Source organism: Acidovorax soli, assembly GCF_014207955.1.
Lineage (GTDB): Bacteria > Pseudomonadota > Gammaproteobacteria > Burkholderiales > Burkholderiaceae_C > Acidovorax > Acidovorax soli_A.
In genome coordinates, this window is sequence record NZ_JACHLK010000016.1 from 121,469 (window position 1) to 135,038 (window position 13,570).

Annotated in this window: 13 protein-coding genes and 1 tRNA gene; 8 read left to right on the forward strand and 6 right to left on the reverse strand. The window is 68.2% G+C overall.

The annotated features are described in order from the left end of the window. Positions 1 to 7 precede the first annotated feature (7 nt). The 5 genes from HNP48_RS28915 to HNP48_RS28935 all read right to left on the reverse strand — a co-directional run bounded on the left by HNP48_RS28915 (position 8) and on the right by HNP48_RS28935 (position 4,596). Positions 8 to 1,489: a DNA polymerase Y family protein gene (locus HNP48_RS28915; protein ID WP_184863789.1), complete on the reverse strand. Its 1,482-nt coding sequence runs from the start codon at positions 1,487 to 1,489 to the stop codon at positions 8 to 10. Continuing rightward, positions 1,449 to 2,294 carry a translesion DNA synthesis-associated protein ImuA gene (gene imuA / locus HNP48_RS28920; protein ID WP_184863791.1) on the reverse strand — a complete coding sequence of 282 codons (846 nt, stop codon included), beginning with the start codon at positions 2,292 to 2,294 and terminating at the stop codon, positions 1,449 to 1,451. The genes HNP48_RS28915 and imuA overlap by 41 nt, the downstream gene beginning before the upstream one ends. 303 nt (positions 2,295 to 2,597) lie before the next feature. Then, positions 2,598 to 2,674: transfer RNA gene (locus HNP48_RS28925), tRNA-Pro, on the reverse strand. Positions 2,675 to 2,921: 247 nt separating this feature from the next. Then, positions 2,922 to 3,170 carry a translation initiation factor IF-1 gene (gene infA / locus HNP48_RS28930; protein ID WP_184863794.1) on the reverse strand — a complete coding sequence of 83 codons (249 nt, stop codon included), beginning with the start codon at positions 3,168 to 3,170 and terminating at the stop codon, positions 2,922 to 2,924. Between the two features lie 277 nt (positions 3,171 to 3,447). Beyond that, positions 3,448 to 4,596, reverse strand: coding sequence for an HPP family protein (locus HNP48_RS28935; RefSeq protein ID WP_311773871.1), 1,149 nt, complete (start codon positions 4,594 to 4,596; stop codon positions 3,448 to 3,450). A gap of 502 nt (positions 4,597 to 5,098) precedes the next feature. On the opposite strand from HNP48_RS28935, the gene HNP48_RS28940 reads away from it, so the two are divergent. From HNP48_RS28940 to asd, 8 genes are all read left to right on the forward strand, one after another. After that, complete coding sequence (locus HNP48_RS28940) at positions 5,099 to 6,286, forward strand: ABC transporter substrate-binding protein (RefSeq protein ID WP_184863798.1); 1,188 nt, start codon at positions 5,099 to 5,101, stop codon at positions 6,284 to 6,286. 140 nt (positions 6,287 to 6,426) lie between these two features. Then, a complete protein-coding gene (locus HNP48_RS28945) occupies positions 6,427 to 7,065 on the forward strand; it encodes a LysE family translocator (protein WP_184863800.1) in 639 nt (212 codons plus the stop codon). A gap of 31 nt (positions 7,066 to 7,096) precedes the next feature. Then, positions 7,097 to 7,960: a branched-chain amino acid ABC transporter permease gene (locus tag HNP48_RS28950; RefSeq protein WP_184863802.1), complete on the forward strand. Its 864-nt coding sequence runs from the start codon at positions 7,097 to 7,099 to the stop codon at positions 7,958 to 7,960. 55 nt (positions 7,961 to 8,015) lie between these two features. Then, positions 8,016 to 9,008 carry a branched-chain amino acid ABC transporter permease gene (locus HNP48_RS28955; RefSeq protein WP_184863804.1) on the forward strand — a complete coding sequence of 331 codons (993 nt, stop codon included), beginning with the start codon at positions 8,016 to 8,018 and terminating at the stop codon, positions 9,006 to 9,008. Further along, a complete protein-coding gene (locus tag HNP48_RS28960; protein WP_184863806.1) occupies positions 9,001 to 9,786 on the forward strand; it encodes an ABC transporter ATP-binding protein in 786 nt (261 codons plus the stop codon). The genes HNP48_RS28955 and HNP48_RS28960 overlap by 8 nt, the downstream gene beginning before the upstream one ends. A 1-nt stretch (position 9,787) precedes the next feature. Then, a complete protein-coding gene (locus HNP48_RS28965; RefSeq protein WP_184863808.1) occupies positions 9,788 to 10,513 on the forward strand; it encodes an ABC transporter ATP-binding protein in 726 nt (241 codons plus the stop codon). Positions 10,514 to 10,619: 106 nt separating this feature from the next. Next, positions 10,620 to 11,834: a hypothetical protein gene (locus HNP48_RS28970; RefSeq protein ID WP_184863809.1), complete on the forward strand. Its 1,215-nt coding sequence runs from the start codon at positions 10,620 to 10,622 to the stop codon at positions 11,832 to 11,834. Between the two features lie 52 nt (positions 11,835 to 11,886). Beyond that, complete coding sequence (asd, locus tag HNP48_RS28975) at positions 11,887 to 12,735, forward strand: archaetidylserine decarboxylase (RefSeq protein ID WP_184863811.1); 849 nt, start codon at positions 11,887 to 11,889, stop codon at positions 12,733 to 12,735. A gap of 8 nt (positions 12,736 to 12,743) precedes the next feature. Here the strand turns inward: asd and hutG are convergent, their stop codons facing one another. Continuing rightward, positions 12,744 to 13,562: an N-formylglutamate deformylase gene (gene hutG / locus HNP48_RS28980; RefSeq protein WP_184863813.1), complete on the reverse strand. Its 819-nt coding sequence runs from the start codon at positions 13,560 to 13,562 to the stop codon at positions 12,744 to 12,746. Positions 13,563 to 13,570: the final 8 nt, after the last annotated feature.

A 13,570-nucleotide genomic window follows, 5' to 3' on the forward strand; every position in this document is an offset into this window, starting at 1 on the left:
GGACCTCTCACGCGTACAGGCCCTGCAGGAACCAGCGGTCCCGCGACGCCCCGGCAGGCGCATGCGCCAAGCGCTCACGAAAGATCCAGACACGGCCGGCCCCAGGGCTCAGGGCCACGAAATAATCGCGCTGCACCAGGCCACTGCGCTCGCCAGGCCCGTTCTCGTCGGCCTCTGGTTTGCTGCCTCCCTCCTCCCACCAGGCCGCATCAAACCGGTGCGGCCCAGCCAGCAGGCCCAAATGCCCCTGGTAGCACGGCCGGTGGCCCTGCATGGCCAGGCGCTGCGGCGTGCGCAGCAGCCAGGTGGGCCACAGCACGGCCTCGGGTGCGTGCTCTCCCTGCTGCACCTTCGATGCAGGCACCGGGCCTGCACCGGCCATGGGCTGCCAGCGCTGCATGCATTCGGGCCGGTGGTCCGCCAGCAAGGTGACGGACTGCACCGCATCCGCGCCCAGGCGGGCCGACAGGCGCTCGACCAGTTGGTGCCAGGCCTCACCCTCCTGGTCCCCGGCGGCCGACGACCCGTCGGGCGGCAGCAGGTGGGCGCTGGCATGCGGCAGGGGCGCGGTCTCCAGCGCGCGCAGCGTGATCTGGTTGGCGGGCGCGGCCAGGGGTGTGCGCGCCAGGTTCTCGGCCAGCAGGCGGCGCAGATGGGCCAGTTCGTGCGTCGGCTGGGCCGTGCGCACAGGCAAGGCATGCCAGGGGGCGATGGCCACGCCATCCACCCGGCGCAGGTCGTGGCGCCAGGCCAGCTCCAGCGCCAGCACGCCCTGCTGGCGCGCCTGCAGCCAGGCCTGCAGGGCCGACAGCAGGCGGCTGGCCGACCACAGCAGCGCATCGGCCGAGGTGGCCAGCGCGGGCAGTTCGGCCGTCAGCTCGAAGCGCTCGGGCAGCTCCACCCAGGTGTGGTTGTGCGCGATGTGGCCGTAGGCCCGGTCCAGCGCCAGCAGCACGGCCGCCCCCAGCCGCCGGGCCACGCCATCGCGCGGCAGCGCGCGCAAAGCCCCCCAGGTGCGACAGCCCATGCGCGCCAGGCTGGGCAGGTGCGGGTGCAAGGCCGTCAGCGTGTGCAGCGGCAGGCCATCGGGCAGGTGCCGGGGCACGGGCTGCCCCGCCAGGCGCAGGCGCAGCAGGGCCAGGGCCTGCAGTGAGGTGGGGGCTTGGGCAAAGGGTGTGGGCTGCGTGCCGCAAGCGGATGGCTCTGGCGATGGGGCGACCGCATCCACCAACCAGGGCGGACTGCGCAGCTGCAACTGCGCCAGCAGGGCTTCGCGCCCGCCCCACAGGCGCTCGGTGGCGGACACTTCGAGCAGCAAAGCCTCGTCCTCCACCCGCGCCACGCGCGGGGTGAACTGCAGCGCCCACCAGTGTTCGTGCGGCGCCTGCGGCAAGGGCTGGCGCGGCCCGGCAGCGGCCGGCGCGGCGCGGCCAGGATGGGGCCCTTCGTCAGTGGGGGTGGGCGGCAACGGCCATGCGATCCAGTGCATGCAGCACACCTCCTGCAGGCAGGCGATCCAGCCAGGCCGCCACTGGCAGTACGACGGCAGGCCGCGCTGGCTGTTGCGGCTGCGGCGACGGCAGCGCACGCCGCCCCTGTCCACGCGCCGCCGATGCAGCCAGCACCCGGGCCAGCGCCGCGTTGCTGGCCGGCAGCACCAGGGGCTGCTCCATGGGCGGGCCACGGCGCTTGAGTACCTGCACCTGCAGCTCGGCGCCACCCGATGCGGCCACCGCCTCGACCCACAGCCGCAGCGGCGCAGGCGATGCCTGCTGGCGCACCTTGGCCGAGCGAAACACCCACAGCAACTGCCCCATCTGCGCGGCCGCCAGTTGCAGCCGCCGCAGCGACTCGGGTGCGGCCTGTGGCAACCAGGCCAGCACCGCCTGCACATCGCGGCAGCGCAGGGCCTGCTCGGCCGCCCAGAGCGCCTGCGCTGCAGAGGCGGCCTGCACGCGGCACAGCCGCGCTGCATCCAGCCCGCCCGCGCGCAAGGCGGGGGCAAAGGGTTCATAGGGCGGTGCCACCAGCACCACGGCCCCTGGCCGTGCAGCCGTGGCCTGGGCCAGGGCTGGCAGCACCAGTTGCCACACATGCAGGCCCGTGGCCGGCTGGAGCACTTCCGTCATGGCCCCCAGGGGCCAACCCCCGCCGGGCAACTGCGCATCGAGCCCGGCATGCCCCGTGGCCTGCACCCGCGTTGCGGTGGATGTGCCCAATTGGTCGGCCAGCCACACGCCTGCCAGCCGGGGCGGGGCACCGGCGGGAACGGAACGGAGGGGGACGGCGGACATGAGCGAGGCAACCCGGGATGGACATGCACAGGGTCAGGCACAAAGGTGCGGCTTGCGCACCCAACCTCGGGGCATCCTGCGCAGCAGGGCTGGGGGGGCGATGAAATACTGTATTTTCATACAGTTATCGTACCCCTATTCCGCTGCCCGCGGCTGCTTTTCAGAGCATTCCTGCGGGGCATTGGCCGCCATGCCCAAAAAAGGGGGCGCCGTTGGCCATGGGCCAAAAGAAAAGGCCTGCGCAGTGCAGGCCCCGAAATGACAAAAGGCCTGCAGAATTGCTTCTGCAGGCCTTGCCAATAATGGTCGGAGCGGCGGGATTCGAACTCGCGACCCTCTGCTCCCAAAGCAGATGCGCTACCAGGCTGCGCTACGCTCCGACAGCTCGTATTCTAACCCGGGAAATTTCGGGTTCTGGCCAAATGCGCGCTTTTTTTGAATTTTTTGCAGCGACTGCACCGGACCAGGGTTCCATCGGCAGTGCTGTCCTGCATCCAGGGGCGATGCAGACTGCGCGATGGGGCAAACTCAACCAACTCTCTTTTTACGACAACACTGCGCAGCGCCGGGCCAGCGATCTGCGCGGGCAGCAAGCACATGTGCTGCGGCCCGATGGCATGCCCGCCTTCAGCGGCTGGTCGGGCCTGGGCCACGGCCGGCCAGGTGGCGGAAGGTGATGCGGCCCTTGGTCAGGTCGTAGGGCGACATTTCCAGCGAGACCTTGTCGCCCGCCAGGATGCGGATGTGGTGCTTGCGCATCTTGCCGCCGGTGTAGGCAATCAGCTGGTGACCGTTGTCCAGCGTCACGCGAAAGCGCGAGTCGGGCAACACTTCGGTCACGGAGCCTTGCATTTCAATCAGTTCTTCTTTGGCCATGTTCTCTTGTCTTTTCAAAAATCAAAAAATCTGGTGATCGGCACCTGAACGCTGGGGGCATCCACCACGGCCGATGCAGCGTGGTCGGGCTCGACACACGGTGCGTTGCGGGCGGTGGGAGTCGCTGCACCCGGGGCGCAGATCAGGCAGAGGGCCGGGGAGACGGCTTCAATGGACAGGCAGAGCGCTGTGCAGAGCCTGTCGATTGTACCGCGATGTACCCGCCCTTGCCTATGGCGCAGGCGCCGCAGTGTCGCGGCGCGGCACCAGGGGGCCGTCAGGCCGCGGGATCCCGGCCCTGCACGGCCACTTCCAGCGTGCGCACCAGGTCGGTCTGGGTGATGATGCCCACCAGATGCCCGCCCTCGTCGACGATGGGGATGTGGTGGTGCCCGCCCTGCGAGAACAGCGGCACCAGGTCCATGGCGTGCTGGGCCACGCGCGCCACCTGCACAGGGTGCGACATGATCTCGCCCACGCGGGACGGCTGGCCGCCGCGGCCCTTGACGAGGGCGCGCAGGCGCTGGCCCAGGCCTTCGTGCAGGTCGAGGTTGGCCAGGCGCATGAAGTCGGCCACCGTGACAATGCCCACCACCTGCCGATCCGCATCCACCACGGGCAGGGCCTTGATCTTCTCCAGGCGCATCAAGGTCCATGCCTCCTTGAGCGACACCCCCTGCTCCACCGCCATGGCCGGCCGGGACATGATGTCCACGCAGCGCACATCGCCCAGCGTGCGCTGGAAGGCGGCACGGCCCGCCAGCTCCAGCAGCCCCTCCAGGTCGGCGCGGCTCACATCCAGCACCTGGTTGTAGTGCGCGAGGGCCGCATCCACGTCCGATGCCGCAAAAGCCCCCTTGGCCACGGCCGTGCGCGCCGGCGACTGCTGCGGGTGCGGGTAGCGGCGCCCGGTCAGGCTGTTGTAGACCACCCCCGCCAGCAGCAGCACCAGCACGTTGAAGAGGACCGGAAACACCGCCAGGTGCAGGCCATCGCTGGCCGTCAGCACCACGTACAGCGCCATGGAACCGCCGGGCGGGTGCAGGCAGCGCAGTGGCACCATGAGCGCAATGGCCAGGCCCACGGCCAGCGCGCCCGCCACGGCCGGGTCGGGCACCAGCGCGGCACACCCGGCCCCCACCAGGGCCGACAGGGTGCTGCCGCCCAGCACCGGCCAGGGCTGGGCCAGCGGGCTCGAGGGCATGCCAAACACCAGCACGGCGCTGGCGCCCAGCGCGCCCAGCATCCAGGGCCCATGGGCATGGCCTCCACCCACCCACCAGCGGCTGAGCACTGCCGTCAGGAAGATGCCCAGCACCGCCCCCACGATGAAGCGCAGATGCTCGCGGCCATCGATACCCAGCGGGGCCGGCCAGAAGTGGCGCAGCCAGCGCACGATGCGCACGCGCGCCGGCAAGCGGGGCACTGGGGCCCGCGGGGTCGGGGATGGGGGTGGATCGGACTCCGGTGCAGGAGCAGAAGGCAGGGGTGGCTGGGGCGATGGTGCAGACATGGGACGGAACATTCACACACGGGCAGGCACGGCCCCTGCCGCCCAGGATGCCGAACACATGCCATGCTGCATGCAGCCCTCCATTTTGCCGGGGACTGGCCCGCCATGCACCAAGCGGGTGCAAGCCAGCCATGGCAGGATGGGCAAGAAGCCGCTCGCCCTATGCTCGAAACTACCTAGCTCCCGGGGGCAAACAGCCACCCAAGGCCTCAAAAACATGATCTATACTGCATGCACACCGATGTAAATGCAGTTTACTTCATCTCACTTCTGGAGCCATCAGCGCCATCAAACATGGCTCTCGCGGCCCCGAAAGGACCTCTGCATGCCTGCACCGGTACGGGTAAGCCATAGGTTTTCAGTACAGGGGCTTGGAGTTAAATTACTTTAAGCCTAAACAAAGGAGACACTCCCCATGACCACTCGCCGCCTTGTCATCAGCCGCAGCGCAGCCCTTGTCGGCGCCGCCTCCACGGGCCTGCTGCTGCCCTCCATCGTGCGGGCCCAGAGCGGCAAGGTGCGCGTGGGCTTCATGCTGCCTTATACGGGCACCTTTGCCCAGTTGGGTGTGGCCATCGAGAACGGTGTGCGCATGGCCATCGACCAGCAGGGCGGCAAGCTCGGCGGGCGCGAGATCGAGTGGTTCAAGGTGGACGATGAGTCCGAACCCAGCAAGGGCGTGGAAAACGCCAGCAAGCTGGTGCAGCGTGACAAGGTGGATGTGCTGATCGGCACCGTGCACTCGGGCGTGCAGATGGGCATCCAGAAGGTGGCGCGCGACACCGGTGTGCTCAACCTGATTCCCAATGCCGGCGTGCATGCCGCCACGCGCGCGCTGTGCGCCCCCAACGTGTTCCGCACCTCGTTCAGCAACTCCCAGCCCACGCTGGCGCTGGGCAAGGCCATGGTCGAGAAGGGCCACAAGAAGGCCGTCTGGATCACCTGGAAGTACGCTGCCGGCGACGAGGCCTTCGAAGGCTTCAAGCAAAGCTACACAGCTGCGGGCGGCACCATCGTGAAGGAGTTGGGCCTGCCTTTCCCCAACGTGGAGTTCCAGGCACTGCTGACCGAGATCGCGGCCCTCAAGCCCGATGCCGTGGCCTGCTTCTTCGCCGGTGGCGGCGCGGCCAAGTTCATCAAGGACTATGCGGCCGCCGGCCTCAAGGACAAGATCCCGCTGTACGGCTCGGGCTTCCTGACCGAAGGCGTGCTGGATGCGGCCGGCCCGGCGGCCGACGGCATCATCACCACCATGCACTACAGCGACTCGCTGGAGACGCCGCGCAACAAGCAGTTCCGCCTGGAATACGCCAAGACCTTCCGCAGCCAGCCCGATGTGTATGCCGTGCAGGGCTATGACACCGGCCTGCTGCTGGTGCAGGGCGCCAATGCCGTCAAGGGTGATATGGCCGCCAAGCCCGCGCTGTACAAGGCGCTGGAGAGCGCCGTGATCGACAGCCCGCGCGGCAAGTGGACCATGAGCAAGGCCCACAACCCCGTGCAGGACATCTACCTGCGCGTGGTCGAGAACAAGGAAAACAAGGTGGTCGGCGTGGCCGCCAAGGCCCTCTCTGACAGCGGAGCAGGCTGCCGCATGGCGTAACACGGTGGCCGCTGGCGACAGGCACCTGCCTGCGCCGCCTTGGCCCTGCGGGATTTGACACAATGGAATTGCCTGTCGGTATGGCAGGCCAGTCCTTCGTGCGCCCGGACTTTGCGGCCACCCTCTGGATTCATCCCTCCATGACCCTCAGTACCTACCTGCTCTACCTGGCCGCCGTGGCCCTGCTCGTACTCTCGCCCGGCCCGACCATGCTGATGTGCATGACCACCTCGCTGCAGCACGGCCCGCGCAAGGCCATGGCCGCCGCGGCGGGCAGCGTCAGCGCGGTGCTGGGCACCATGCTGCTGTCGGCCCTGGGGCTGGGTGCCCTGCTCGCTGCGTCCGAAACCGCCTTCTGGATCCTCAAGGCCGCGGGCGCGGCCTACCTGATCTGGCTCGGTATCAAGACCTTCCGCAGCCAGGGCACCGTGTTCGACCAGATGCCCGAGGGCGCCACGGCGGCGCCCGCCGTGCCTGCCCACCGGCTGTTCGTGCAGGGTCTGATCGTGGGCGGCAGCAACCCCAAGGCCATCCTGTTCTTCACCGCCTTCTTCCCGCAGTTCCTGAACCCTGCGCTGTCCTTTGCGCCGCAGTTCGCCATCCTGGCCGCGACCTTCGTGGCCTTCGAGTTCACGGTGCTCACGCTGTGCGCCCTGGGCGTGGCCCGGCTGGCTCCGGCCCTGCGCTCGGGCAACCGCATGCGCTGGTTCAACCGCATCTCGGGCGGGCTGTTCACCCTGATGGGATCGCTGCTGCTGGTCACGCGCCGGGCGGCCTGAAACCCACCATCGCCATTCTTTGCACGCCACCATGGACTTCGCCACCTTTTTGATCCAGTTGCTCAACGGCGTGCAGTACGGCCTTCTGCTGTTCATGCTGGCGGCCGGTCTCACGCTGATCTTCGGCATCATGGGCGTGGTGAACCTGGCGCACGGCAGCTTCTACATGCTGGGCGCCTACCTGGCGTATTCGCTGTCGGGGCACTTCGGCAGCCTCACGCTGGCCATCCTGGGCGGGGCCGTGCTGGCCGTGGCCTTCGGCCTGGCGCTCGAATGGCTGCTGTTTCGCCACTTCTACCACCGCGACCACCTGGACCAGGTGCTGCTGACCTTCGGGCTGATCTACATCTTCGAGGAGCTGCGCTCCATCCTCTGGGGCGACGATGTGCACGGCGTGGCCATTCCGAAGCTGCTGGACTGGTCCATTCCGCTCACAGACACCCTGTCCTACCCGGTCTACCGCCTGTTCATCTCGGGCGTGTGCATCGTGCTGGCGGTGGCCCTGTATCTGCTCATCTCCAAGACCCGGCTGGGCATGAAGATCCGCGCGGGCGCCTTCAACCGCGACATGGCCGAATCGCTGGGCGTCAACATCAAGCTCATCCATGCCATCGTGTTCGCTCTGGGCGTGGGCCTGGCGGCCATGGCCGGCATGGTGGCCGCGCCGGTTTCCAGCGTCTACCCCAACATGGGCTCCTCGGTGCTCATCATGTGCTTCGTGGTGGTGGTCATCGGTGGCATCGGATCGGTGCGCGGAGCCCTCATCGCGGCGCTGCTGGTGGGCCTGGTGGACACCTTCGGTAAGGTGCTGCTGCCCTCTGTGGCCGGCATGCTGGTCTACATGCTGATGGCCGCCGTGCTGCTCTGGAAACCCGAAGGCCTGTTCAAGCAATGATGACGACTTACCCAACGATGCGCCCCGCGCCCTGCCCGAAGAAAGGGGCCACCGCATGAGCGCCCCCCGCACCAACCTGGAGGTGCTGCCGCGCAGCGTGCAGTTCGTGCTCGTGCTCGGCCTGGTGGCCCTGCTGGCCTTTCCCTTCGTGGGCAGCGATTTCTATGTGCAGATGGTCACGCGCATGATGATCATGGCGATCTTCGCAATGAGCCTGGACCTGCTGCAGGGCGTGACCGGCCTGGTTTCGCTGGGCCATGCGGCCTACTTCGGCGTGGCGGGCTATGCGCTGGCCTTCCTCACGCCGGCCGATGCGCCGGTGAGCCTGTGGTGGACACTGCCGGCCGCGGTGGCGGGCTCGGCCCTGGTGGCCCTGGTCATCGGCTTCTTCGTGGTCCGCACGCACGGCATCTACTTCATCATGGTGACCATGGCGTTCGCGCAGATGCTGTTCTACCTGTTCTTCGACAACAAGCCCCTGGGCGGCTCGGACGGCATCTACATCAACTTCCGCCCCGATGCCTCGGTGTTCGGCTGGCTGCCGTTCGACCTGGAGGGGCGCCGCACCTTCTACTACTTCACGCTGGCCATGGTGGTGCTGGTCTACGCAGGCCTGCGCCGCCTGCTGTGGAGCCCCCTGGGCCGGGCGTTGTCGGGCATCCGCGTCAACGAGCACCGCATGCGCGCCATGGGCTTTTCCACCTTCGGCTACAAGCTCACCGCCTTCACGGTGGCCGGTGCCCTGGCAGGGCTGGCAGGCTACCTCTGGGGTGCACAGACGGGCTATGTGAACCCCGAGCTGATGGGCTTTCACATGAGTGCACACGCCATCATGATGGTCATCCTGGGCGGCATGGGCAACTTCGCAGGCGCCATCGTCGGGGCCTTCGCGTTTGAGTACCTGCTGCATGTGTTCAAGGACATCACCAAGCACTGGCAGTTGCTGATGGGCAGCTTCATCGTGCTGGTGGTGCTGGTGGCACCGCGCGGCCTGCTGGGGTTGCTGGTGCGCCTGCGCGCAGCCAAGGGAGGAGCCAATCATGGCTGATACCCCCCACGAAGTCCTGCTGTCGGCCCGCAAGATCACCAAGCGCTTCGGCGGCCTGGCCGCCGTGAACGGCGTCTCGGTGGACCTGTGGCGCGGCCGCATCCACGCGGTGATCGGGCCCAACGGCGCGGGCAAGTCCACGCTGACCAACCTGCTCTCGGGCGACCTGCCACCCTCCGACGGCGCGATCCACCTGGGCAGCACCGACGTGACGGGCTGGGCCTCCGAGCGCATCTCGCGCCAGGGCCTCGGCCGCAGCTACCAAAAGACCAATATCTTCCTGCCCTTCAGCGTGCACGAGAACGTGCGCCTGGCCGCCCAGTCGCGCGATGCGCAGCAGCCCTGGAACCCGCTGCGCTGGTGGCGCGACACGCGCCGCGCCGGCGCACACAACCGTGCCAGCAGCGAGCGCGTGGACCGGGCCATCGAACTGGCGGGCCTTGAGGCGCGGCGCGATGCCATCGCCGGCACCATGAGCCATGGCGAGCAGCGCCAGCTCGAGATCGCCATGACCCTGGCGACCGAGCCCCAGGTGCTGCTGCTCGACGAACCCCTGGCCGGCATGGGTGTGGCCGAAGCCGAGCGCATGGTGCAGCTCTTGCTGCGCATCAAGCCCGGCCACGCGATGATGCTGGTGGAGCACGACATGGACGCCGTGTTCGCCTTGGCCGACCACCTGACGGTGATGGTCAACGGCGAGGCCATCGCCAGCGGCACACCGCCCGAAGTGCGCGCCGACGCGAAAGTGCAATCGGCCTACCTCGGCGAGGAACACTGACATGGCTCAGCAGCAGCACCCTCCCCTCATCGAGGCCCGCGGCCTCAACACCTTCTACGGCGCCAGCCACATCCTGCACGGCGTGGACTTCACCGTGGGCCGGGCCGAGACCATCGGCCTCATGGGCCGCAACGGCATGGGCAAGAGCACGCTGCTCAAGTCCGTGATGGGCCTGGTCAAGCCGCGCTCGGGCAGTGTGAGCGTGGCCGGGCGCGAGACCACGGGCCGCCCGCCCTACGAGGTGGCGCGCCTGGGGATTGCCTATGTGCCCGAAGGGCGCGGCATCTTCGGCAACCTGAGCGTGGTCGAGAACCTGCAGATGGCCGCGCGCGCCGGCACGCGCGGCCAGCGCGACTGGACCTACGAGCGCGTGCTGGAGACCTTTCCGCGCCTCAAGGAGCGCCTGGGGCATGGCGGCCAGCAACTGAGCGGCGGCGAGCAGCAGATGCTGACCATCGGCCGTGCGCTGATGACCAACCCCGACGTGCTCATCCTCGACGAGGCCACCGAGGGCCTGGCCCCGCTGATCGCACGCGAGATCTGGCGCATCTGCAGCCTCATCAAGGCCAGCGGCATCAGCAGCGTGATCGTGGACAAGAACTGGAAGCACGTCACGCAGATCACCGACCGCAACGTCATCCTGGTCAAGGGCCAGGTGGTGTTCGAAGGCAGTTCGGAGACCTTGTGCGCCCAGCCCCAGTTGCTGGAGCAGTACCTGGGCGTGTAGGCACCCCGCGATCCCGCAGGGAAACGTGAACAGTTTCTCGGCCAGGGCCGGTGAGCACGCTAGGTGGCGCCCGGGCAGGGCTGCATTGCCTTAGCATCCGGCCACCATGCCCCCTGCCCTCGCCATCTTTCTCTCTATCCTCGCGGCCCTGGTGCTGCTCAACACCTGGGCCACGCGGCGTGTGCTGCGCAGCGCGGAGTTCGGCAACCGCAAGGCCCTGATGGTGATGGGCATCTGGATCCTGCCCTTCCTGGGGGCCTTCATGGCACGCTACCAGTTTGCACCGCCGGTGGATTCTGCGCCTGCGCCAGACTCCCTGCCCGGCCACGACGGCGAGCAGCCCCCGGCGCCCGAGGTGCTGCGCATCGCCGGCCTGCCACCCTTCGAGCTGCTGGACCACCTGAGCGCCCCCGCCGACCTGCCGCGCATGGACTGGCAGGCACTCGGCGCATGGGCCGGCCAGGCCGAGAGCCCCGCGACGGCCACCGAGGCCATTGAACAAGGGCGCCGCGCCTGGCTGCTGCACCTGCGCGATACCATCGGCCCGCACATGCACCTGCACGAGGGCCAGGACGTGCTCATCCTGTCGCCACTGGAGCCATCGGTCGTGCAGGCCATGGCCGGCTATGTGGGCAAGACGCGCCAGCGCATCGCGCGCGTGCTCGACGGCGTGGCGCGCTTTCAGCCCGGCGAGAAAAGCGTGCTGCTGGTGCTCGAAAGCGAGGAGCTGTATTACCACTACGTGGGCCAGTTCTACCCCGATGGCGGCGAGTTCGCCTTCAGCGGCGGCATGTTCATCCACGATGGCTGCCCGCATTTCGTGGTCGTGCAGGCCGACCTGTCTGCCATCGAGCCCGTGATCGCGCACGAGCTCACGCACAGCGCGCTGTCGTACCTGCGCCTGCCCACCTGGCTCGACGAGGGCCTGGCCGTGAACACCGAGCACCGCATCGCCGGTGCCGGCCGCCCGGCCCAGTCCGCCCAGGCCATGCACCAGCGCCACCAGGCGTTCTGGAATGCCGAGCGCATGCAGGAATTCTGGTCGGGCGATTCGTTCCAGCGCACGGACGAGGGCAACCAGCTGTCCTATGACCTGGCCCGCATCGCCGTGGCGCAACTGGCGAGCGACTGGCCTGCCTTCAGCCGTTTTGCCACCAGCGCCCGGCGCAGCGATGCCGGTGCCGAAGCCGCCTCCAGCGCCCTGGGCATCGACCTGGGCGCCTATGTCGGCACGCTGGTGCAGTCCTCCGAGGACTGGACACCCCGCCCCCATACCTGGAGCACACAACGAGCACAACAGGCTGCACACCTACATTTTTGAGTGGATGGCATCAGTAGAATGGCCCGCACCCTTTTCGCAGGATCTTCCAACAGTGTCTGACCGCCTCGCCGTTCTCCCCCAGTACCTGATGCCCAAGCAGGCCATGACCGCCCTGGCGGGCAAATTCGCCTCGGCCCAGCTCGGAGGGCTGACCACATCGGTGATCCGCGGCTTCGTGGCCCGCTACAAGGTGAACATGGCGGAGGCGGCCAATCCGGACATCGCTGCCTATGCCTCGTTCAACGACTTCTTCACCCGGGCCCTGAAGCCCGATGCCCGGCCGCTGGCGCAGGCCGACCTCATCTGCCCGGTGGACGGCGCGATCAGCCAGTTCGGCCCGATCGAGAAGGACCAGATCTTCCAGGCCAAGGGCCACTCCTACTCGACCACGGCCCTGGTGGGCGGCGATTCGACGCTGGCCGCGCGCTTCGAGGACGGCTACTTCGCCACGCTGTACCTGAGCCCGCGCGACTACCACCGCATCCACATGCCCTGCGCGGGCCAGCTCACGCGCATGGTGCATGTGCCGGGCGACCTGTTCTCGGTCAACCCGACCACGGCGCGCGGCGTGCCCGGCCTGTTCGCGCGCAACGAGCGCGTGGTGTGCTTCTTCGATTCGGCCCACGGCCCCTTCGTGCTGGTGCTGGTGGGCGCCACCATCGTGGGCAGCATGGCCACCGTGTGGCACGGCCAAGTGAACCCGCCGCGCACCGGCGTGCTGCGCCACTGGGACTACGCGCCCGGCCAGGTGTCGCTGCAGCAGGGCGAGGAGATGGGCCGCTTCCTGCTCGGCTCCACCGTGGTGATGCTGTTCCCCAAGGGCCCCTTCCGGTTCAACACCGAATGGGCGCCTGCCCGCCCGGTGCGCCTGGGCGAGGCCATGGCGCAGTACCAGGCCTGATAGCCCACTCAGCGCCGGGCGTTTGCGCCAGCGAAAGCCAGCACCGCCTCCAGCATGCGCTTGAGGTGCGGCTGCACGCCCGCGGCCACCTCGGGCAGATAGTCGAACGGCAACGCCTCCTGCATGTAGCTGCACTGCGTCATCTCCAGCTGCACGGCATGCACGTTCTGCGCAGGCTGGCCGTAGTGGCGCGTGATGTGCCCGCCCTTGAAACGGCCGTTGAGCACAGCGGTGTAGCCCGGCGCATCCTTGGCAATCGCCAGCAGCTGCTGCGCAAGCGCAGGATCGCAGCTCTCGCCGTTGGCCGTGCCCAGGTTCAGGTCGGGCAGCTTGCCTTCGAAGAAACGCGGCAGCACCGAGCGGATGGAGTGCGCATCCCAGAGCACGGCCACACCATGCGCAGCGCGGATGCGGTCGAGCTCCGTGCGCAGTTGCGCGTGGTACGGCGCCCACACGGCATCACGGCGCGCCGCGACCTCGGCATCGTCGGGCACGTCGCCGCGGGCGTAGATGGGCGTGTCGTCGAAGGTGTCCACCGGGCACAGGCCGGTCACGCTCTGCCCGGGGTAGAGGCTGGCGCCGTCAGGCGGGCGGTTCAGGTCCACCACATAGCGCGAATGCGTGGCCGCGAGGATGGAGGCGCCCATGCCCTTGGCAAAGTCGTACAGGCGCTCCAGGTGCCAGTCGGTATCGGGCACCTGGCGGCATTCGTCGGTGAAGCGCGCGGCGATGGCCGGCGGCACGTAGGTGCCCACATGCGGCATGGAGATCAGCAGCGGCGCAGTGCCCTGGTGGAAGGTGAAGGCGGGTTGGGTGGTAACAGTCATGGAGAGTC